The sequence below is a fragment of the Bacteroidia bacterium genome, from assembly GCA_026932145.1.
Lineage (GTDB): Bacteria > Bacteroidota > Bacteroidia > J057 > JAIXKT01 > JAIXKT01.
The window spans coordinates 181752-205637 of record JAIXKT010000007.1; the positions used below are offsets into that span (position 1 = coordinate 181752).

Below are 23886 nucleotides of genomic sequence, written 5' to 3' on the forward strand. Positions count from 1 at the left end.
ACTATCCGCCTTGGCGAGCTGTGATAATATCCACAGAATCGCCCGCCTTTAAGGTTATTGACTCCCAATCTGTTTTTGAAATAACAGACTGATTTATCGCCACTGCTATTCCACCTGATTCATTTAAGATTCCCAGATAATCAAGCAATTCTGAAATATGCTTAATTTGATCATCAATATTTTGGGGTTTTCCATTAACGATTAAGTCCATATTTTTCAATAAATTGAGGTACTAAGTTGTTGATTACAGATTCTATGGGTTCAAAAATGAAGCCAGTAGCTTCGGTTATTTTGTTGTTGTTGTATTGATATGTATTACCGATAGTTTTGGCAGATTCGAGGGAAACAATGGGTTCTTTTTGGGTTATGAAGCTGATTACTTCGGATAGAAATCCGGCGAGTAAAACAAGTTTTGGTGGCAGTTCAATGCTTGGGGGAGTGTTATTGAATGCTTTAGCAATGAGTTCAAAGATCCGTTTGTAAGATAAGTTTTCACTTACCAAGATAAATCTTTCTCCGGTTAAATCTTTTCTGCCTGCTAAGATAACCGCAGCTTTTGCCACATCATCGGCACTTACGAAACCATTTCCGCCTGGGGGGTAGAGCCTGCGCCCGTGAGCCATTTTTCTGAATACATTAGAGGAGCTGCGATTCCAGTCAGAAAACCCAAAAATCACACCTGGATTCACAATAACGGCGTTAAGGCCTTCTTCTACACCCCGCAGCACTGCTAATTCTGCTTTGTACTTGCTGCGAGCATACATAGAATTTTGGGAACTATTTACCCAAATATTGTTTTCATCTAACATACCGTTTGTAGTTTCACTACGCCCCAAAGCCGCTATTGAGCTTATATGCACCAAACGCTGTATCCCCATTTGCAAAGAAATATTTACCACGTTGTTAGTTCCCTCTACATTTGTGGTAAGCATTTCTGGATGTTTTTTTCTCCAAAAGCTAACAATAGCTGCGGTATGTATCACAGAATCAACACCTTCTAAGGCTTTTTGGAGCCCCAATACATCTAACACATCGGCAGCTACAATTTCTGTATTAGATCGAAAAGGATCTAAATTATGGTCATTCGGATTTCGCACAAGCAGCCGGACGGTTTCTCCTTGTGATAATAATAAGCGAGCTATATGGCTTCCTACCAGACCATTGGCACCTGTAATTGCTACCATTGAAGTTTAGAAAAAGACCAACTTACAAACTGAATACAAGCTAATGCAATGAAAAGCCATGCTAAAATACGCTGAATCAACACTTTGTTTTTATAACTTAATCCTTGTTTTCGCCTATCGGCAATTAACGCTACAGATACCAGCAGCCCGAGTGCCCCTACTGCAATTCCTGCTGCAAACCATAATTGTATCGCAAATACATCCGATAACCATTCTAAACTCCGCAGATAAGCTACCACTCCAAGCCAAAAAGGAACAAGCATTGGATTGATTGCGCCTAAACTAATTCCAAATAATAGGCTCATCCCTCCATTTCTGGGTTTCGGGTCTTCCTCTGAAATCTTCTTTCGTAAGTGAAAAAAACCTAACCCAGCCAAAAGTATTGCGGCTATTAAATGTAACCAATGAAAAAAAGCCTGATTAATAGCAAAAAAATGTAAACTGGCTATGGCAAAAAGACAATATAGCAATTCAATAAGTGCGCCCCCTAAGGCAATCTCAAATCCAGTCCGCTTGCCTTGCAAGAGCGTTGCCTGAACAACGGCTACGTTTAACGGACCTACCGGTATTGAAGCAATAAAGCTAATTAATAAACCCAACAAAAAATGAAATGCTTCGGTCATACCTATATAAACATCAACTTACAAACTTAGGATTTAGGTAATAGTAGTTTCTAAGCAATAAAGTTCAATGAAAGTATTACATTTTAAAATGAAATGCAAATGTACCACAAAAGCACATTGCCCGCCAGAGAATGTAAAATCAGTATTGGATATCCTATCCCAAAATAGCCCCTAATATTTTTCGTATCTACCCAATAGAAGGAATGGAATACTCTTACACCTGAAAATTACTTGATTTTTAGCACTGATAACAAGTTAGTAAACGCTTAATAAAAGCCGCTAAATCACCGAAGCAGCAGAGTTGGTTCAAGTATACATAGTGTGAATGTATTGATACAGAAATAATTAAAAATTATTTCTTGTGTAATAAAAGGTGAGTACATTTTTTTTTTAAAAGCATTTGTATTTGATAAAATTTTGCTCAACTTCGCAAACGGAATCACACACAACACACAATAAAGTTTAGAACTATGGCTGAAGTTGCAGAAATTAAATTAGGGGACAAGACGCTTTCCTTACCTGTAGTAACTGGTTCAGAGCAAGAAAAAGCTATTGATATCACTAAGTTACGAGACATGACCGGCTACATAACGTTAGACTCCGGCTACAAAAACACTGGTGCTACTAAGAGTGCAATTACATTTTTAGATGGAGAAAACGGGATACTACAATACCGGGGCATTCCGATAGAGCAGTTAGCAGAAAAGTCTTCCTTCTTAGAAGTAGCTTATCTCTTGATTTTGGGAGAATTACCTACCGAAGAAAACCTTAGAAACTGGGAAAATCGTATCACTAAACATACGTTAATCCATGAAAATACGAAGCAGTTTTTTGAAGGATACCCAACAAGTGCGCATCCTATGGGGATTTTGTCTTCTACAATTTGCTCAATGGCTGCATTTTACCCAGAATCCTTAAAACCACACGGAACCCCAGAAAGTGTTGGACTTACAATCAGCCGCTTAATGGCAAAAGTTCCTACTTTAATTAGCTGGATATACAAAAAATCCATTGGGCATCCATTCATGTATCCGCAGAACAATTTAGATTATTGCTCTAACTTCCTGCACATGATGTTTTCTATGCCAACACATGATTATGAAGCAGATCCCGTTGTTGTAGATGCGCTCAATAAATTACTTATCTTACATGCTGACCATGAGCAAAACTGCTCTACCTCAACAGTGCGAATGGTCGGATCATCCCATGCAAACTTATATGCAAGCATTGCAGCAGGAGTATTAGCTCTATGGGGGCCACTACACGGAGGTGCAAACCAAGAAGTAATGGAAATGCTCGACATCATCAAAGAAGACGGCGGCGATGTTTCTAAATTTGTAGAAAAAGCTAAAGATAAAAATGATAACTTCCGTTTGATGGGCTTTGGACATAGAGTTTACAAAAACTTTGACCCACGTGCCAGAATTATTAAAAAAGCATGCGACCAAGTGCTTGATAAACTTGGTATCAATGACCCTGTTTTAGATATTGCTAAACGGTTAGAAGAAGCTGCACTCAAAGATGATTATTTTGTAGAAAGAAAATTATATCCCAACGTTGATTTTTACTCCGGTATAATTTACCGCGCAATAGGCATTCCGGTAGATATGTTTACTGTGATGTTTGCACTTGGCCGCCTACCCGGCTGGATAGCCCAGTGGAAAGAAATGCGTGACCAAAATGAACCCATCGGAAGACCACGCCAAATCTATACCGGTTATACAAAACGCGATTGGTGCTCATTGCAAGAGCGTAAACCAATTTCAAAATAACATTTAGTTTATAATAATTTTTAAACTTGTAGTGGCCTAAACAATTCAAACGTTTAGGCCACTACAAGTTTAAAAGAGATAAAGAACTTGGCGTATAAATTTAAGCTATTTATCTCTTTTTGAACGATTTTAGATATTACAATAGCGATAAAAACCTAATATTTTGCTATAAAAACTATGTATAATAAATCGTAATAAAGTGTTTCAATCAGTAAAAATAATGGGATTATTACTAAAATAGATATTTTGTAAAATAAAATTTGCGAACTTGCCGAACTGTCAAAACTGTGCTTAACAGACTAAATTTAATGTTTAATTCATTGTTAAACAAGATATTACCGTTAATACTGCTATTTTTTATAGTATGTGCAGATTTATTTGCACAAGTAAAGATGACACTTCAGCTAGAACAAAAGCTAAATTCTACGTCAGATTCTGTGTATTTTGATGTTTATATAAAGCGGGTGTCTGCAACTTTTTTTCGCTTAGGAACTTCTGACTTTGTTATCGAAATAGATACCACTATCTTAGATATTAATGCTAAAACGATTGTAACACGAGGAATTTGGGACAAATCTAATACAGGGGACACTTGTTCCTATTTGTATATGGACTTAGGCCCTAGTACACCTTCAAATACAACCTATATTAACTTAACGGTAAGAGCCAATACTTCTTGTACACCTACTTGTGTACCATCTGGTAGCTGTGGAATAGGTGTACCATTTAACAATAGAACTCTCGTAGGCAGGATTGCTATTAAGGTAAAGCAGTGTGGTAAGCCAATAACTTCAGAGTGGCGCTTTTTAGCTACTAATGACACCCCCCCAAGAGGAGATATTACGGATTATGTTACCGGTGCTTCTATTCGGCGCTTTGTGTTTTTCCAACCAACGAAAATGGTTGAAAGTTGCCCTGCTATCGTAGATTCATTTAAAGCGAGTAAAGACACAATCTGTAGAACAGACCCAATTACTTATACTGTTAGCTCATATTCATCTGATTCAGTATTTTTTTACAGAGGCACAACCCTTTTACAGGCTGATACCGCTAAAAATTATACCACAAACATAAATCAAGATAGCATTTATGCAATTACCAAAAACATCTCTTGTAACTGTCTGGATACTACGGACATTATTCCGGTTAGAATATATGATTTCCCCGTTATAGCCAGCCAGCTCTCGGATTCTATTATTTGTGAAAACAGTTCAGCCGTTTTATTTGTAGAGGGCGCAACCAGCCAACAATTTCAATGGCAAATCTCAACTGATAATATTTTTTTTTCCAATACCTCTGGCTTAGGCGCGAATGGCCCTATTTTTTGGACAAGCCCACTAAACGATACAAGCTATTTTCGGTGCATTCTAAGTAACGCCAGCCGTTGTACTACAATTACGAATCCGATTACAATATTCACTGTTCCACGCCCAAGTGTTAGAACATTTGATAAGCCGGATACAGCCGTTTGTGTTGGCGGAACTGTAAATTTGGTAGCCCATAATGTTGTGGGCACAACCCAGTGGCAAACATCTCCGAATGGTATTTTAAACTGGATAGATATTGCAGGTGTTACAGATACCAACACCGTCTCCCCACCGCTAACTACGAGTATTTATTTTCGCTTAAAAACCTCAACACCTTGTGATAGTAGTTTTTCCAACGTTCATTTTGTACGCGTATTCAGCCCCTCACAGGGTACTTTCAATACAGTTATTCCGGATGTTTGCGTGGGAGATACCACCATTCCATTAGGCGCGCAAGTAACTTCCGGATCCGGTAAATGGTCAACTCCTAACGGAAAAGGAGGATTTTCCAATTCAGATGACCCAAATGCACGTTATGTTGCAGCCAATGTGGACGGAGGAGTAACTGTGCAGCTTAATTGGACTGTAAGTAACGGACCCTGCTCAGATTCAGTATATACAAAATTTGTAAATGTTTTAGATAAGCCACTTGCGTTATTTTCCAATGCACCGCTACCAATATGTGCAGGTAACACGTCTGCTCCCATGGGAGCTACTGCTGTCAATGGAACAGGATTTTGGCTTGAAAATGGATTAGGTTCAATGACCAACCCAAACAACCCTAATGCTCAATATATTAGCACACAGGCAGAAGCCGGAGATACGGTTGATATTTCGTGGATAGTCGGAAACGGCATTTGTAAAAGTGATACCACTATCCAGCGGCTCATTATCTCAGCGGAGCCTTTTGGCGCGTTTAATACAAATTTACCATCTCTTTGCGCCGGAGACTCTTCTCTGCCTTTGGGTGGCCACATTGACGTTGGAATAGGACAATGGGCTTCTACCGGACAAGGAGTGTTCTACCCGTCTCCTTTTGATAGTAACGCTGTGTATATTTCCAGCCCATCTGATTCCAACACAACAGTTACTATCTCTTGGGAAGTTTCTTCACCCGGATGTGTTCCCAAAATATACATACAGGCTTTTCCCGTAAGTTCAGAGCCACTTGGAGACTATCTCGTTAAGCCGGACACTATTTGCGCCGGTGGCAAAACAGATTCTTTAGACGGTATTACCATCAGAGGAACCGGCTTCTGGGTTACACCTAACGGGTCAGGAACTTTTGATGACCCGAATAACCCCGAATCTCCTTATTTATCAGATACTATTAATGACCCAACTCTACCGAACGGAAATGTTCAGCTATGTTGGGTTGTTGTAAACGGCTCATGTGTTCCGGATTCAAACTGCCAGCTACTTCATGTTCTAAATATGAGAATATCAGGCTCTTTTTCTGTAAAACCGGATTCTATTTGTATTGGAGATAGGACCAAGCCATTGGGAGCAACAGCCGTTAACGGTATAGGACGCTGGACACATAATGGTGCCGGATATTTTCTGGACTCCTTAGATGGCAATACCCGCTATGTATCCAACCCATTAGATGCCGGAAAAACAATTCAATTAAAATGGACTATTACCAATAGCTTTTGCAAGCAACTGGCTTTTACCCAGAAGCTGAAAGTTTATAATACCCCTTACGGAGTTTTTGCAACAACTCCCCCGCCAGTATGTGCGGGAAATACTTCGGTAAATTTAGGGGCATTTGCCTTTGTTGGAACGGGGCGTTGGGCGCAAGGAGCTAATGGATTAGGCACTTTTTTAGATAATAAAGGTCTTGCCGTAACTAATTTAGATCCAAATGGAAAATATGCTTCAAATCCTGCTAACGCTGGGGATACTATTGATATTTACTGGATTACATCTAACGGCCCATGTAAAGAAGATACGATTACCAGAAGGTTAATCATAGGAAGCCCGCCGGCGGCTACTTTTCCGGTTGGGCCACCAATGATTTGCGCCGGTGGTAATTCAGATACCTTAGTAGTAAATATCACCTCAGGAGCGGGGATTATTTGGGATGACGGCTCTGCTAATGGAGCTTTTTATCCACCCAATAAACCTCGTTCTATATACTATTCCAACTTGGTTGATGCGGGACAAACCGTAACCTTAACGGCTAAGATATACAGCCCCGGCTGTGATACCTTATATTTAACTCAGCCCATTCAGTTATCAAATACCATCATCGAAGGATATTTTTCCAACGCACCCCCACCAATCTGCATCACAGATACTACTCAACCCTTAAATTCTTCGGTTGTTAGCGGTACTGGTAGCTGGGAGGCAAGTGTACTCGGAGGGCAGTTTATCCCGAATATTTTTGATACTGCTGCCAGATATATCCCACCTCCAACTGTTCCCGGTGCCTCAGATACAATTACCTTGATATGGCGTGTTTCTAATGGAGTTTGTAATGATTTGTTGCTACCTCAACCACTCATTGTTTATAATATACCGGACGGCTCTATTGTAACGGCTCCACCACCTGTTTGTTTTGGGTCTATTTCAGATACCTTACGTGTACAAACAAATATAGGCGTTGGAACTTGGGTACATTTTGGGACTGGCGGTTTTGATAATTCTAATAAATCGGATGCCCGATACATCCCTGGCCCCGGCGACGTTGGCACTTGTGTTCCCATAGCTTGGGTTGTTACGAACGGACCTTGCACCGTGGACTCTAACTTCACAACTATTTGTATAGACGCTGTACCTGCCGGCGGATTCTTTACGAATGTGCCAGCAGTATGTGCAGGATCACCAACAGTTCCGCTTGCTGCTACCATATCTACCGGAAAAGGTAAGTGGTACGCCATTGGTGGAAATGGCGGACATTTCGATAATGACACCATCCCCAATGCTATCTATTTTACCAATCCCGCCGAAGCAGGAACTACAATTCGTTTGTATTGGATTGTAACTAACGGCATTTGCAGCTCAGATACCAACTTTCAGGATTTGCAGGTTTTAAATACATCGGTAGCTGGAACGTTTAATACTACCTTAGATTCTATTTGTGCACTTACCCCTACAATTTCTTTAGGAGCAACGGTTTCTGCCGGAACGGGTAGATGGACGGCTATGATTAACGGTAATCCTGCCGGAGGAACATTTTCTCCCAGCGACTTAGATTCAAATGCTGTCTATATTCCACCAATTTCGGCGGTTGGTCGAAACATAAATATCTGCTGGAATATCACCAACGGCAATTGTAATGAACTCGATTTATGCCAAACGCTATTTGTCAGAAACTATCCAGCAGGCGAGTTCGTCTCTGAGCTAAGGCCAATTTGTGCCGGCGATACTTCTGATACCTTACGAGCAATAGTTTCTTTTGGAACTGGTAAATGGGTTACTTTAAATGGATTAGGAACATTTTCAGATTCCCTGCGAAGTGATTCTGTGGTATATTTTTCCCATATTAATGATCCGATAAATGTATCTATTGTTTGGGTTGTTTCGGCTCCGGGGTGTGTTTCGGATTCAAATTTTAAGATGCTACGTGTGTATGAACATCCGCAAGGTGATTTTTCAACGGCACCAGACAGTATTTGTGCAGGCACTGCATCTGCCCCATTAGGGGCGACTTTGACGGTCGGCTTCGGTCAGTGGGAATGTACCAACTGCATTGGCGGATTTACAGCACCTTCTACCGACCCGAATGCACGTTATGTTGCTCTTGTGGATCCATCTGTAACTACGTCCAGTAAACCTGTTACGCTAACTTGGGTAATTACTAATGGCCCCTGTGATACTGTTCGATATAACCAAGATATTGTAATTCAGACTCCCTCGTTGGGTGCATTTTTACCTCCTGCCAATGCAGAAGTTTGCTATCAAGATACTTCCGATACATTGCGCGGAAAGGCTATTTATGGACAAGGTTTTTGGACAACTTCCGGAAGTGGGTCATTTTCACCCAATAACACCGATACTAATGTTGTTTACATCGCTGGCTCAGCAGATAAAGATACCGCAGTAACCATAACTTGGACAGTAATCAATGGCAAGTGTGATCCGGTTCAGTATCAACAGTATCTATTTGTATATGACGTACCCTTGGGCGATTTTAGCACACCATTAGACACGGTTTGTGCCGGCTATCCTTCAATACCCTTGGGGGCTACATTAAAAGGAGCATATTCTTACGGAAGATGGTCGCATAACGGGGCGGGAAGTTTTTCTGATGCGAATAATCCAAATGCGCGCTATCTATCTGTTCGTGCAGACGGAGGGGATACCATCACACTTACTTGGACGGTATTCAATGGGCCGGGTTGCGACAGTATTTCGTATTCCCAGTTATTATTTGTTAGACAAGCAGTTGCTACTGTTAATCCAGACACATCTTTGTGTTTGGGGGATACAGTACGGCTTATGGCTTCAGGTGGAACATTCTATTCATGGAGAGATTTAATAACTGGCCAGCCTGGTCAAGAGTTAAGCGACCCAAATGTAGCCAGTCCATATTGCTTTGCTACTCAAAGTAGAGCCTATTTAGTTCAGGTGCAGGATAATTTAGGCTGTGTATTCCAAGATACAGTTCAAGTGATTGTTAGGCAGCCAGATACAACTACTGTTTCTACAAATGTATTTGTTTGCTCCGGAGATTCGATTCAGATATTTGCTACTAACGGTTTAGCTTATCACTGGGTAGGGGAGGGGATTAGCTCCCCAAATAGTGCGGTAACGTACATAAAGCCGACCCAAACGCAATTATATGACGTATTTATCTACACCGCTTCTGGATGTACAGCTAAAAAACAAGTGTTAGTTACAGTATATCCAACTCCAGAGCCAGTTATAACAGGTAAAGATATTTGTGTGGGTTTAGACTTAGTTCTCAGACTTGAAAATGATGGAACCTGTGTAAATCGTTATTGGTTTAGAGGGAATATAAGTCAGGTACTAAGTAGCGGAAATCCCGACCAAACTAACCCTAGATTTATCCACCAAGCAGATACTTTATTAGCCGATTCTTTAAAAATAGGTGCCTATACTTTCACTTTTGCCTGTAGAAATATTCAAGGATGTATTGGCTTAGATGAATATACTTTTAATGTGAGTATGCCACCGCTTGCAGGTCTTACAGGTGATACCGTAGTGAGGCCATATAATAATCGGAGGGTTCGATTTACAGATACTTCTGTAGATGCAGTACGCTATTTGTGGGACTTTGGAGATCCTGCAAGCGATACGATAACTGCTGCCGATACTGTTATTAACAATATTTCAAATCTCCAAAATCCTGAACATTTCTTTTCGCAGCCGGGAACGTACTCAATAGCACTTTATGTAGAAAACGAACTCGGTTGTGGGGATATTTATGTAGCCACAAACTATGTTATTATCAAACCGCCCCGTTATGATTTTCCAACAGCTTTTTCTCCCAATGGAGACGGAATAAATGATATATTTAGACCACTACCGGCAGATAATACGGCAAATGTGCTGTTTATGCAAATCTATGACCGTTGGGGAAAGTTAGTCTTTGAGAGTACCAATGACCCCAAAGGTTGGGATGGAAAAACACCCAGCGGAGAACCTTTTGACGTAGGAGCCTATTCCTACAAAGTAATGATTGAACTGCCTATTATAGGGCCAACACTATACACCGGTAATGTATCCTTAGTAAAATGATGTTTCTAAAAAGAATAACACTTTGGGTGGTCGCTTTGCTAATAGTTAGGGAGGGTTTAGCACAAGACCTGAATTATTCTCTGATATATGCAACGCCTAACGCCATTAATCCGGCTTATGTGGGGCTTGTAGAGGGGAAAATGCGTTTTAACCTTACTCACCGGTATCGCCAGCAAACGGCTTCGGCTGCCTATAACTCCTCTATTCTTACCGGAGACCTGAATTTGAATAGTGAAAAATTTAAAGGTGGAGTAGGGGTTCTGTTTTCTACAGACTTAGCCAGCTATATCCGTACTAACCAAATGCAGATATGCGCTGCCTATGATATTCCCTTAGGTGTAAAGGTTCGTTATGACCACCTACGTGCCGGCGTTCAGTTAGGCTTTGCCCAAAGACACATCGAAGATTCTCGGCTGTTCTTTGAAGACCAATATGACGGAGACGCTTTCTCTAAACCAACCCAAGAAACATCATTAGCTCGCTTTTCCAAAGCTAACTTAGATATTTCAAGCGGCATAACGTACTACCGTACGCAAAAAATTAAAGGTAATCCAGAATTTAACCCGTGGGCAGGCTTTGCCGTATATCACATTAACCAACCGCACGTCGGGTTCTATGGCTTTAAAGAAGATAAGCAATCTATCCGTTTCGCAGCCAATTTCGGTGGAAAACTTAGGACGCGAACCCCCCTCGATTTGAATGCAAATATCTTATACCTAAGACATAATAATTCCCAACTTGCTAACTATACTTTTTTTGCCAGATGGGTATTTTTTGATAAAGGAATATGGTTTTCTCATGAAAACGCCTCCATTATGCTCGGAGCAACAGCCCGCTCTACTGAATCTATCGTATTTTTCTCCGGCTTTGAATTTGATAAACGCTTATCATTTGCCTTTTGCTTTGATTTTGTTACCTCTAAAGCACACCTAATTAACGGTAATTTTGGTGGAATTCAACTAATGCTTCACTATAATATTGGATTTCGTAATTTAGATAGAAAAACATCGGCACTTCCATTTCCAACATTTTAATCAAATATGTCTGCAACATACGTAGCTATACGCGAGAATCGTAAACGAGAACAACTCGCTCGCAAAAGTACCCGCAACCTAAGTCTGGGTATGTTAGTCGCTTCCATTGTCATGGCAATTGCTTTTATCACTTGCCTGTTAGTTTTTAAAATTACGGGACAGTGGCTGTATCTGTCATTAACGGTTATTGGCGTATCCTTAATAGCAATCGGATATATGGTTTTTCGCCTCTACAATATTGTAGGATTTACAACTGCGGTAGTTGAAAAAAAAGCAACAGAAACGGTTGATAAAACCGAAGGAAAATTTAAAGCCTTGATACAAAATTCAATGGACATCATTACAATTATTGATATCAAAGGAAAAATTTTGTACCTAAGCCCTTCCAGCGAACGTATTTTGGGCTACCCAATAGATGAAATGCTGAACCTTAGCATCTATGAACTGATGCACTCAGAAGACCATTGCCTGCTTCAAAACGCATTAGATAAAGGAGAATCTTTTGTGTTTTCTTACCGGATGCAACATTACGATGGAACATGGCTCTACTTTGAATCCATAGGAACAAACCTAACCAATAACCCACAAATCAAGGGCGTGGTGATTAACTCCCGTGATATTACTGACAGAAAAAAAGAAGAAGAAGAACGCCGCCAAAAAGAAATTGCTGCCGTAAGACTTAGTTTTGAAAAAGCCAAAACCGAAAAAGAAAAAGAAATTATTGAGGCTTCAAAAGCTGAATTGGAAAAAGCCTACCAAATTATTGAACATCATAATCATGAAATTACAGATTCAATAACGTATGCTTTTCGTATCCAAACGGCATTATTACCCCCAATTGAAAATATCCAGCAAATTATCCCGCAGTCATTTGTATTATGGCGGCCAAAAGATATTGTAAGCGGGGACTTCTTCTGGTTTGCCCAGATTGGCCACCGTTCCCTAATTGCAACGGCAGACTGTACCGGCCACGGTGTCCCCGGCGCATTCATGACAATGATTGGAAATACACTCCTAAATCAAATTGTTATGGCTGATGATATTTATCAACCCAACGAGATCTTAGAAAGACTGCATCTTGGCGTTAGAAAAGCCCTAAAACAAGCCGAAGAAGGCTCTAAGTCAAGGGACGGTATGGACATCGCCTTTACAATGATTGACCACAATACCAAAACCCTGTATTACGCGGCTGCCAATAGACCGCTATACTTTGTCAGAAATGGCGAATTAGAAGAATATAAAGCCGATAAATATTCAATCGGAGGCTTACAGACAGAAAAAGAAAGGCACTTTACATCCAATGAAATCTCATTACAGCCCGGAGATACTTATTACATTTTCTCTGACGGATACCATGACCAATTCGGTGGCTCCAAAGGCCGTAAATTTATGACTAAACAACTCAAAGAAAAGCTAATCGCAATCCAAGATATGAATATGGAAAGCCAACGAGAGTTTTTAGATAAAACTATCGTTGATTGGATGGGAACCAGAGAGCAAATTGATGATATTCTGGTAGTTGGCGTACGCATATAATCGCGTTATCAGCAATTTTTGGCAATAAAGATAATTTACTACCTTCTAAATACTTTTGTGCATATTTGAGGCACGATACAATTAATCTACTTTCATAAACTTATAGCCAAATGGAAAATATTCCTAAATTAGAAAAAATATATCCTCCCGTTTCGATTCAGCTTATAGATAAAATGGAAAAGAAGTTGGGAATATCTTTACCCCAGATATACCGAGAATTTTTGCTGCAATATAATGGCGGAATACCTTTTTACAACACCTATGACGTTATTTCTGACCAAACAAAAATTATTCTCTATAAGATAGTTATAACTCAGTTTTTAGGAATATCTCAAGGTTCTCCGGATGATATTGAAACGGTTTATAATGCCGTTAAGTCCAGAATTCCACCTAAGGTGCTGCCAATAGCATACGACCAATTTAAAAATATTATCTGTGTAGCTACTGACGAAATAGATTTGGGTAAAATATATTTCTGTGCGCTAATACCTAAAATACCAGGGCTTTCTGATATAATGGGAATGCAGCAAAAAATATTAGTAGCCTCTAACTTTGAGCATTTTGTAGAAAAACTATATAGACAAAGGTTTCTATAACTACCCTAAATCTCCAATAATAGTTCTCTAAAACCAGCTTTCTACATCTTGTTTAGAGATTTTCTTTTGAATAACTTCCCCAAACGGGCTGACGTATTTTTCTTGGCAGCGGCTTAGTTCTGACCATAAATTGGTGATTTGCTCTATGGTTAAGGCTGATGTTTGATGCGACCGGCAGAAATTCAGCGCAATTTGTTCTTTGGGATATTGTATTGACACCGAATCGGGGCTATCCAAAATAGAAAGCAATTGGCTTTCTGCTTCATTAAAAGCTAAGCCAAAAGGTAGTGCCGTGATTAGCCAAGAATTTTCATTATAGGGAATTATTTCAAACCCAATTTTAGCTAAAGTTGGGATTAACTCTGCTAAAACAATATGTTGTTCCGGCGAAAGCAATAATCGTTGCGGGTACAACAGTTTTTGGCTTGCGATTTGACTTCCTTTAAGCGCAGCCAAATAACGCTCATACCACACCCGTTCCCGGGCAGCTTCGGCCTGTAATAAAAAAAGTTCATCAGATTGCCGAACCAACCAAAATGGCGTAAACAAAGGAGTAAACGTAGTGTTTTTGTAACTATCTGAAAATAAAGAGGATTTGCTATTGTTTTCCTGAATGGGCTTGTATAACTTATCTAATAGATGAGCAAAAGATTCCGGTTTATGGGTGTTTTCCGAACGATACATACTTTGAATAGTGGGTTCATTTTCAGAAATATCCCGATTTTGTACTTCTGTAATAGCTCTTTGTAGTTGAAAATCAGCTATATCCGGTAAAGATAAAGTTTGCCCTATGGCTTTCTTGACGGCACTATTAACAACACCGTAAACAAGGCGGTCGTCTTCAAATTTAATTTCTGATTTTGTTGGATGGATGTTAATATCGGTTTTAGCGGGATCTATGGTCAGGTTAAGGACATAAACGGGCAATGTTTCGGCAGGTAATGTTTGCCGGTATGCAGTTGTAACGGCATGATTTACAGAGTAATCCTTGACAAAGCGACCGTTTACAAATAGAAACTGCTCTCCTCTTGTTTTTCGGGCTATTGCCGGAGTACCTACATAGCCGCTGATAGAAAGCATGGGTGTGCTTTCCGAAACAGCTAATAAATCAGTTTCTTTTATCCATGGATAAATTTGGCAAATACGACCGGATAAAGTTGTTGGGAAATAATCCGTTGCCGTTTGAGTATCAATTTCTAAGCTAAAATGAACTGCCGGATAGCTCAATGCAATTCTTTGAAATTCTGCAATAATTTGTTTTAGTTCTGTTGTGTTGGATTTCAGGAAGTTACGTCTTGCCGGTACGTTAAAAAATAAGTTTCTGATGCTCAAAATGCTGCCTTCGGTGGTGGGAAACGGCTCATGTTTTAAAATAGTTCCTCCTTCGATGGTTACGATTGTACCTATTTTGCTTTCATTTTGCTTTGTTTTGAGTTCTACCTGTGCTACTGCCGCAATACTGGCAAGGGCTTCTCCTCTGAAACCCAATGTTTTGATTTGGAATAAATCCTTAGTTGTTTTTATTTTGGAGGTTGCGTGCCGCTCAAAGCACATACGCGCGTCATGGAACTCCATTCCGCAGCCATTATCTTGAATGAGAATAAGTGTTTTTCCGGCATCTTCAATGCGTAATAATATTCGGGTTGCTCCTGCGTCAATGGCATTTTCTAATAATTCTTTTACCACTGAGGCCGGTCTTTGCACCACTTCGCCTGCAGCAATTTGGTTTGCTAAGGAATCCGGTAATAGTTGTATCTTGGAGTCAGACATCAGTTTTTGGAGCGGTCTTTGAGTTCTTTTTCATAGTTTTTCATTTCATCGCGAAAGCGGGCGGCTTCGGTGAAGTTGAGTTCTTGAGCCGCTTGTTCCATGCGTTTTTTGCTTTCTGAGATTAACTTATTCAGTTGCTGGGGTGTTAGATAAGGGGCAATGGGATCTGCTGCCTGAATAGAATTATCATTAGATTGGTTATATATTTTTTCGGTTTTATTTTTGTGCCCGATAATAATTTCTTGAACCTGCTTTGTTGTGCTTTGAGGGATAATTCCATGTATTTGGTTGTATTCCAACTGTTTGATCCTTCTGCGTTCGGTTTCGTCGAGTAATTTTTGCATAGATCGGGTAATTTTATCGGCATACAAGATTACTCTTCCGTGAACGTTTCTGGCTGCTCTTCCTGCAATTTGGATAAATGCCCGCGCAGATCGCAAAAATCCCTCTTTATCAGCATCTAAGATAGCTACCAACCCAACTTCAGGGAGGTCTAATCCCTCCCTGAGTAAATTGATACCTACTAAAACATCAATTTTTCCTTCCCTTAATTCATTCAGAATATTTACCCGTTCTAATGCTTCAATGCCTGAATGAAGGTATCTGGTAGCGATTCCCACTTCGCTGAGATAGCGAGCTAACTCTTCGGACATTCGTTTGGTTAAGGTAGTAACTAAAACCCGATTTTTTAGCTCAAGTTCTTGGTGGATTTCTTCTACCAAATCATCAACTTGATTGTAAAGTGGGCGTATTTCTACTGGAGGGTCAAGTAGCCCTGTGGGGCGGATAATTTGCTCTACTACAACGCCGTTAGAGCGTAATAATTCATAATCGGCGGGCGTTGCGCTCACATAAATAGTCTGATTTTGAACAGATTCAAACTCATCAAAACGTAAAGGCCGGTTATCTAATGCAGAGGGTAATCGAAATCCATGCTCAATAAGTTCTAATTTTCTGGATTTATCTCCGCCATACATACCTCCGACTTGCGGAATAGTAACATGGCTCTCATCAATAAAGAGTAGAAAATCATCCGGAAAATAATCTAAGAGGGTGTATGGGCGGGATCCTGGTTCACGCTCTGTGAGGTATCTGGAATAATTTTCTACACCACTACAATACCCAAGCTCACGCATCATCTCTAAATCAAACTCTGTGCGCTCTTTCACTCGCTTAGCTTCAAGAGGCCTCCTACTTTGTTCAAAATAATCAATTTGAGCTACTAACTCATCTTGAATCTGATAAATGGCTTTATTTAACACTTCTTTGGAGGTAACAAAGAGGTTGGCCGGAAAAATTGTATAATCAGCCATATCAGCAATGGTTTTGCCATTAATAGGGTCAAATTTACTTATTTTTTCAACCTCATCACCCCAAAAGATAATTCGTATTCCAAAATCGTCATAGGCCGGAAAAACCTCTATGGTATCTCCTCTGACCCGAAAGTTACCGTGTTTAAACTCGATTTCACTTCGGGAATAATAAATCTGTACCAACCCATACAAAAACGTAGATCTGTTAAGCCGTTCTCCCAAACGGATTTCCAAAATACTATTGGCATAATCTTCCGGCCTGCCGATTCCATAAATACATGAAACAGAGCTTACTATGATAATATCTCTTCTGCCGCTTAATAAAGCAGAGGTAGCTCTTAACCGTAATTTTTCAATTTCGGAATTAACGGCTAAATCTTTTTCTATGAAGGTATCTGTAACGGCGATATAGGCTTCGGGCTGGTAATAATCATAATAAGAAATAAAAAATTCTACTAAGCTTTTGGGAAAAAACTGCCTAAACTCGGCATACAACTGTGCTGCAAGGGTTTTATTGTGAGAAAGTATGAGTGTAGGGCGGTTGGTTTGAGCTATCACATTGGCCATAGTAAACGTTTTACCGGATCCGGTTACGCCTAATAAAACCTGATTTGAATCTCCGGCAAGAACCCCCTGCACCAATTGAGCAATAGCCTCCGGCTGGTCGCCAGTCGGAGAATATTCAGAAACTAATTGAAATGACATTGGCTATCATGTATTATAGGAAACAAAAACAGTTTCATGAGCGAGCCACGGATGAAAATATTGCATAGAAAGATGCTCAACCCAAGCTTGTTGGCGTAGTTGAGTATCTTGTAATTGCGGATTCCGGCTCAATAAAGTTTCCCATGACTCGTCCCAAAATAAATGCACTACGGTAAACCCACTTTCGGCAAGCATTCGGGTTAAAAACTTTGCGGTTGGCCGATGCCATAATGGAAAATTTAACCCTAAAATATAGGCAGGGTTCAACTCACACCACCGTTTAAAGTGAAGTAACTCAATTTCAGAAAGATTATGCTTAGATGTAGGATTAAAAAGCCTCTCAGTGCCAATATGCTGATCGAGGCCATGCAGAATATTTGAAAAATTAGTTGCGATAGGTAAATAAACCGTTTTACCTACATTCTTTTCAGTATTGAAAGCACTTTTGGGAATAGTATCCGGCCTTTGAAGGGAGCGTTGATCTAACAAATAGTTCATGTAGTTTTTCTGAACCACAGTGGCTTTTTGAAAATCATCTTGAAAATCATGAAAGTTACCTAATTTTTGCTCAACATGATGAACTACTTTGGTATTAAAGGCAGATAATAAATCCTGATTTTCTATCCAATCTTCGCAAATACGTCCTTTAAAATCAATTTGGGCAAAAACGCCGAGAAGTCTTATATCACAGCTGGAGTGTAGGCTTTCCATTAAGTTAAATGGCCGGTTTGCTTTCATCCACCTAAAAGGTGCATAATGCCATTTAACGAGTTGGCAAATAGTTTGTTTTTCAAAGGTAGATAATTCCGGTGCATGGGAAAGCAATATGTGCCGTGCTATTGAAACGCCGGCAGCTTCATGCCCGCGAGCTGTCCAGCGTCCTTGCTCGTAACGTGTAACGGAAGGTTTCCCAATATCATGTAGCAAGCAAGCCCACTTTAAGATACGTGCTGCGGTTTGGCTTAGATTAGCAGCTTGTAGATACTCCAAACAAACTTCCGTAACCAAGCGAGTGTGATTCATCACACTGCCTTCTCTGTGATACTTAGGGTTTTGCGGACATCTGGATAGAATTTCCCGATACCGCTGCGGAAGCCACTGAATAATTTCTTCAGCTTGTTTTTGAATAAAATTATCTCCCCTTCTTTGAACTTCCATCTAAAAGGACAATTTTGCCTACTTAGCAAAAGTAAGTTTTAATTTAGATAAAAACAAACTGATTCTTTGCTGCGAAATGCTATTTAAAGAGTGTTTTAAACACCTCTTCATTGATTTTTACGGGATAATTTTTTTCCAAAGAAACTTCCCATTCTTTTTCAAGTTGGGTTTGGTAGCGGGTAATACACTCGGCTTTTGCTTCTTCATAGGTTTTGATTCCTACCGGCAATATTTCTGCTAACCGGTAAAAAAGATATACATTAACTTCCTTTTTTATCGGGGTGGTATAATTTAGCTGTTTATTCGCCATTTCTCTGGATAAAGCATTCGATTCTTTTTCGTAGATAATGGGGATGATTCTGAGTTTTGAAGTTTTTACGTTAATGATAGTATCAATAGCAACATCGTTTTGGCCATTTTGGAGCATTGTTTTAACCTCTGCTAACACCGTAGAATCGCTTGCGCGGTATTCTTTGATACGGACACTTTCTTTGCGCGGAAAACTATCTTTATGGCTTTCGTAATAGGTTTTTAAACCAATGGTATCTTCAACTGCACGTTTCCAGACTTTCTTCTCGGTCAATGTAAAAAGTAAAATTCCTTCTTTGTATTCCTTAACTAAGTTGCGAAATTCGGGATACTTGAATTCAAGGCGGGTTTGCTCATAATCTAAAAGCATTTTTTCGATAAATGCATCAATATCATTAGCCAATGCTTGTTTAATAGATTGATTTAAGTTGTTTCTATTTCGGTTATTTTGGTTAAAAGCTAATAGTTGCTTAACGGTGTATTGCTTGTCTGCGAAAGAGAAAAGTTCTAATTGGGCTAAAGCCTCGCCTAAACTATCTCCGGTAAAGTTAGGATACACATAATCTTGTTTTAGATTTTGCTCAAATTTTTGGATGTTGGCAGTATTTTGCTTAAAGTTGTATTCCTTTTTTAGTCTTTCAATAAGTTTCTTTTCGGATATTTTTGCGCGACTATCTTTGGAAACCTTACCTTTAAGTTCAGCTTTGGCTTGTTCAAAGGTTTTTAGGGGAGTTTCTTCGGTAACTTTTAGGATATGATAGCCGAATCGGGTTTGGAATGGTTTTGAAAATTCACCTTTTTTGAGGTTCGCTTTGGCGTTATCCATTTCTGGGAGTAATCTATCTGTGCCGAGGTCTCCGCCGCGTTTGGCTGTGTTTGGGTCTTCAGAAAATTCCTTAGCGAGCTCTGCAAAGTCTTCACCGGCTGTTAAGCGTCTGTATAATTCGTTTACTAACTGTAAGGCCTGAGTAGAATCTTTACTTCTGTAGTTTTCCCCGTAGCGAATAATGATGTGGGCAGCGCGTTTAGATCCCTGGGCAGGCTGCTTATCGGCTACCTTAATCAAGTGATAACCATATTGTGAGCGAATAGGCATAGAAATCTCCCCTTTAGGAGTTTGATAAGCCCCAGTTTCAAAAGGATATACCATTTCAAAAACGGTAAAAAATCCTAAATCTCCGCCGTTGGTTGCGGCACTCGGGTCATCAGAATGATGTTTAGCCATATTCTCAAAAGTTTGATGATACTTTAACACAGAATCGCGTATAGCGATAGCCTTCTGATATGCCTGCAAAGAATCCGCTGGGTTTGCATCAATGGTACACTTTATCAAAATATGGCTTGCCTTTATCCTAAATTGATACCGCTGATAAGCCTCCGTTATCAACTTATCTAACACTTCTCTCTCAATGAGATATGGCTGCGATAGCTGCTTTTGATATTGCATAAACTCATCCTTGAAAGATTGTGAAGTATCTAACCCAAGCTCGTATGCCTCAATGACTTTACGCTTAAATTTGGTGTATAATGATAAGTAGTCTCGGTATTGAGCTGCGGTATGGTTTTTGGCAGCAGATTGCCCCCCACTATTCTTTTGATAAACGTATTCAAACTCAGCTTTGGAAACCGTAGTTTTGTTTTTGTCAGAAAAAGTAAGAAGTGCGGGGGAATTTCCTGTTGGTTTGGGTTGGGCTAACAAAAGTATCGGTAATCCTAAAAAACAAACAGCTACAAAAAGTTTTTGCATAATAGCTACGAAATTCAAAAAAACCTGCAAAGATAACACGCTTTTGGAAATAACTTAAAAACCTGAAATAAAATTGAGATTTCTTCTGTGCTTCTTTTGCGCCCGCCTTAGTAAACTAAAATTACCCTAATTTTGTTGGCTAATAAAATAAGAACTTTTAAAGAAAGAGTGCGGTGCTATGAATGAATCCCCGGTACTTCAAGAAGACGGCCACAAAAAACGTCCAGACTGGTTGCGCGTTAAGTTACCCTATGGCGAAAACTTTACTTCCGTCAGAAAAGTAATTGATAATCATAAACTTCATACTGTTTGTGAAAGTGCTCGTTGCCCAAATATGGGAGAATGTTGGGGTGCCGGAACGGCAACGTTTATGATATTGGGCAATGTTTGCACGCGTTCCTGTAACTTTTGCGCTGTAGCTACTGGGAAACCGACCGAATACGACACCGCAGAGCCGGAGAGAGTTGCCGAAGCAACCGCTTTGATGAAAATAAAACACTGCGTAATCACCTCCGTTAATCGAGATGAATTGGCAGACGGCGGAGCTTCAATATGGGCAGCTACCATTAAAGCCGTTTACAACCGATGTCCAGGAATAACCATCGAAACTTTAATACCGGACTTTAAGGGTAACTGGGAATCTTTACAAATAGTGCTCAATGAACACCCTGATATTATCTCCCATAATATGGAAACCGTAAAACGCCTATATCGTAGGGTGCGCCCACAAGCCAAATATGAACGTAGCTTAGAGGTGATCCGCCACATAAAAGATTCCGGCATCAAAACAAAATCCGGAATCATGCTTGGCTTAGGCGAAACTGAACCGGAAATTATTGAACTGATGCAGGATTTACACGCACATGGATGCGATGTGTTTACCTTGGGACAATATTTACAACCTACTAAACTACATCTACCAGTCGCAGAATTTGTGCATCCAGATAAATTTGCGTACTATAAAAAAGTAGGTTTAGAAATAGGCTTTTCTTATGTAGAATCCGGCCCCCTTGTGCGCTCCTCATATCACGCTGAACGGCATATTTAACCGAAAAAACAACCCATTTGAGGCACTAAAAACCTTATTTTGCAGAACCATCACACGATATTAAAGCCATTTACAGGCTGATTTGTTGGATAATTCCTGATTTTGTGCAATTTGCACCTTCATTATCCAATCATACATGAATTATTTAGATTTTGAGAAACCAATCGTAGAGCTTGAATCTAAATTGTTAGAGATGAAGCAGTTAGCGAGCCAAAATCGGGTTGATTTTAGTGCTGCCATCAACGAATTAGAACGTAAAACGCTTGAGCTAAAAAAGCGGATTTACACAAATCTTACCCGTTGGCAGCGGGTTCAGCTATCTCGGCACCCTGATAGACCCTATACCTTAGATTATATCTATGCCATAACAGATGAATTTATCGAATTGTTTGGAGACCGGCTGTATGGAGATGATAAAGCTATGGTAGGCGGCTTTGCAAAAATCAACGAACAAACAGTGATGCTGATTGGCCAACAAAAGGGGAGAGACACCAAGTCAAGACAGTACCGCAATTTTGGTATGGCAAACCCTGAAGGATACAGAAAAGCATTGAGATTAATGAAGTTAGCTGAAAAATTTAATAAACCTATCGTTACCTTAATAGACACACCGGGAGCTTTTCCGGGAACCCATGCCGAAGAAACAGGACAAGGCGAAGCCATAGCCAGAAACCTATTGGAAATGGCAACGATTTCTGTACCTATTATTTGCATCGTAATTGGTGAAGGAGCTTCAGGAGGTGCATTGGGAATAGGCGTGGGCGATAGAATTTTTATGCTCGAAAACACTTGGTATTCAGTAATTTCTCCCGAATCTTGTTCCAGTATTTTGTGGCGAAATTGGGATCATAAAGCCGAAGCCGCAGAGGCACTGAAGTTAACTGCCAAAGATAACCTTGATTTAGGAATTATTGACGGAATTGTGCCAGAACCTCTCGGCGGTGCACACAGAGACCCAACTACCATGTACCGAATAGTTCGCTCTTTAATCTTAAAACAACTACAAGAACTCTCCACTCAAAAGCCTGAAACCCTTGTAAACGAGCGTATTAAGCGGTTTTCTTCATTGGGTATTGTAAAATACGCGCCTGATTGAACGCTGAACCATGACAATTCAGGAAATTCGACAGGACATTAGGCACATACAAATTCTAACTAAAAACTTATTAACCAGCCAATTTTCAGGTGCGTTCAGAACAGCCATTCGTGGAACCGGCTTGGAATTTGACGAAGTACGCCAATACTTTGCCGGTGATGATGTCCGAAGAATTGACTGGAACGTTTCGGCACGAACCAACAGCCTGTTTGTTAAGCAATATAAGGAAGAACGAGAGCTGAATATCCATCTTTTAATAGACGTAAGCCGTTCACATAGAGGACTAAGTAGCCAGAAATGGAAACAAACACTCTCTTTAGCAGCCACTTTGGGTCAGGCAGCATTAAATAGTCGAGATAATCTTTCTGTTGCTTCATTTAGCAGCATTTTGGAGGCATATTTTCCCGCCATTAAAAATGAGGCACAATTTTGGGCAAATTTAACGCAGATTGTTTCCCGCGAACCCAAAGAACATACTACCGATATTCGAGAGGCACTGCAAGCATGGTATCTAAATCGCCCTAAGCGTGGCGTTGTTTTTATATTTTCAGACTGCTTTAACCCATGTAACTATGCCGATATTCTGAAAATAGTATCTGCTAAATATCAAATTGTCATCTTTAGGATTTTAGAATCCTCTTTTTTACCGGAAGTACGCGGCTTTTTGCCCGTTCAGGATAGTGAAACAGGTACATTAAGTTGGGTATCCGGAAACCAAAATGATGCTTCTTCGTGGAGCCAAATTAATACAGAAATATTAAACTACTTACGTGGTTTATATCAAAAAAATGGAATCGGATGTGTTCAAATAAGCAGTGATGAAAACTATTTCTCAAAAGTACAGCTATTTTTCAGCAAACCTTTCTTAAAACAGTTTTTGTTGTAAGAAGGGTTTCTAAAAATTCGGTAAAAAGTAAAATAAGTGATTGATTTTCAATAAAATAAGTAATTAAAAATTTTGATAGCACACTGATAATCAGTA

Annotated in this window: 15 protein-coding genes; 8 read left to right on the forward strand and 7 right to left on the reverse strand. The window is 39.9% G+C overall.

The annotated features are described in order from the left end of the window. Position 1: 1 nt before the first annotated feature. The 3 genes from thiS to LC115_02000 are packed head-to-tail and all read right to left on the reverse strand — an operon-like array spanning position 2 to position 1807. Positions 2-211 carry a sulfur carrier protein ThiS gene (gene thiS / locus LC115_01990; GenBank protein ID MCZ2355451.1) on the reverse strand — a complete coding sequence of 70 codons (210 nt, stop codon included), beginning with the start codon at positions 209-211 and terminating at the stop codon, positions 2-4. After that, positions 195-1184, reverse strand: a complete 990-nt coding sequence (locus LC115_01995) for an NAD-dependent epimerase/dehydratase family protein (GenBank protein MCZ2355452.1) — start codon at positions 1182-1184, stop codon at positions 195-197. The genes thiS and LC115_01995 overlap by 17 nt, the downstream gene beginning before the upstream one ends. Further along, positions 1178-1807 (reverse strand): LysE family transporter, encoded by a 630-nt coding sequence (locus tag LC115_02000; protein MCZ2355453.1) that lies wholly within the window; start codon positions 1805-1807, stop codon positions 1178-1180. Before LC115_02000 ends, LC115_01995 begins: the two co-directional genes overlap by 7 nt. Positions 1808-2277: 470 nt before the next feature. On the opposite strand from LC115_02000, the gene LC115_02005 reads away from it, so the two are divergent. The 5 genes from LC115_02005 (at position 2278) to LC115_02025 (ending at position 13758) form a co-directional block, all read left to right on the forward strand. Next, positions 2278-3579, forward strand: a complete 1302-nt coding sequence (locus LC115_02005) for a citrate synthase (GenBank protein MCZ2355454.1) — start codon at positions 2278-2280, stop codon at positions 3577-3579. A gap of 392 nt (positions 3580-3971) precedes the next feature. Next, positions 3972-10592, forward strand: coding sequence for a gliding motility-associated C-terminal domain-containing protein (locus LC115_02010; protein ID MCZ2355455.1), 6621 nt, complete (start codon positions 3972-3974; stop codon positions 10590-10592). Beyond that, a complete protein-coding gene (locus LC115_02015; GenBank protein MCZ2355456.1) occupies positions 10589-11626 on the forward strand; it encodes a PorP/SprF family type IX secretion system membrane protein in 1038 nt (345 codons plus the stop codon). The genes LC115_02010 and LC115_02015 overlap by 4 nt, the downstream gene beginning before the upstream one ends. A gap of 6 nt (positions 11627-11632) precedes the next feature. Beyond that, positions 11633-13162 (forward strand): PAS domain S-box protein, encoded by a 1530-nt coding sequence (locus tag LC115_02020; GenBank protein ID MCZ2355457.1) that lies wholly within the window; start codon positions 11633-11635, stop codon positions 13160-13162. 110 nt (positions 13163-13272) lie between these two features. Beyond that, the gene (locus LC115_02025; protein ID MCZ2355458.1) at positions 13273-13758 is read left to right on the forward strand and encodes an SMI1/KNR4 family protein; all 486 of its coding nucleotides are present in this window, start codon (positions 13273-13275) and stop codon (positions 13756-13758) included. A 27-nt stretch (positions 13759-13785) separates the two neighbouring features. On the opposite strand, the gene mutL is transcribed toward LC115_02025, so the two are convergent. The 4 genes from mutL to LC115_02045 all read right to left on the reverse strand — a co-directional run bounded on the left by mutL (position 13786) and on the right by LC115_02045 (position 20760). Next, positions 13786-15528: a DNA mismatch repair endonuclease MutL gene (gene mutL / locus LC115_02030; protein MCZ2355459.1), complete on the reverse strand. Its 1743-nt coding sequence runs from the start codon at positions 15526-15528 to the stop codon at positions 13786-13788. After that, positions 15528-17546: an excinuclease ABC subunit UvrB gene (uvrB, locus tag LC115_02035; protein ID MCZ2355460.1), complete on the reverse strand. Its 2019-nt coding sequence runs from the start codon at positions 17544-17546 to the stop codon at positions 15528-15530. The genes mutL and uvrB overlap by 1 nt, the downstream gene beginning before the upstream one ends. A gap of 6 nt (positions 17547-17552) precedes the next feature. Continuing rightward, positions 17553-18704, reverse strand: a complete 1152-nt coding sequence (locus LC115_02040; protein MCZ2355461.1) for an HD domain-containing protein — start codon at positions 18702-18704, stop codon at positions 17553-17555. Between the two features lie 79 nt (positions 18705-18783). Continuing rightward, positions 18784-20760: a peptidylprolyl isomerase gene (locus LC115_02045; protein ID MCZ2355462.1), complete on the reverse strand. Its 1977-nt coding sequence runs from the start codon at positions 20758-20760 to the stop codon at positions 18784-18786. Between the two features lie 178 nt (positions 20761-20938). Here LC115_02045 and lipA point away from each other — a divergent pair, with 178 nt between their 5' ends. The 3 genes from lipA to LC115_02060 all read left to right on the forward strand — a co-directional run bounded on the left by lipA (position 20939) and on the right by LC115_02060 (position 23790). Beyond that, positions 20939-21808 (forward strand): lipoyl synthase, encoded by an 870-nt coding sequence (lipA, locus tag LC115_02050; protein ID MCZ2355463.1) that lies wholly within the window; start codon positions 20939-20941, stop codon positions 21806-21808. Between the two features lie 136 nt (positions 21809-21944). After that, complete coding sequence (locus tag LC115_02055) at positions 21945-22904, forward strand: acetyl-CoA carboxylase carboxyltransferase subunit alpha (GenBank protein ID MCZ2355464.1); 960 nt, start codon at positions 21945-21947, stop codon at positions 22902-22904. Positions 22905-22914: 10 nt separating this feature from the next. Further along, positions 22915-23790, forward strand: a complete 876-nt coding sequence (locus tag LC115_02060) for a DUF58 domain-containing protein (protein ID MCZ2355465.1) — start codon at positions 22915-22917, stop codon at positions 23788-23790. Positions 23791-23886: the final 96 nt, after the last annotated feature.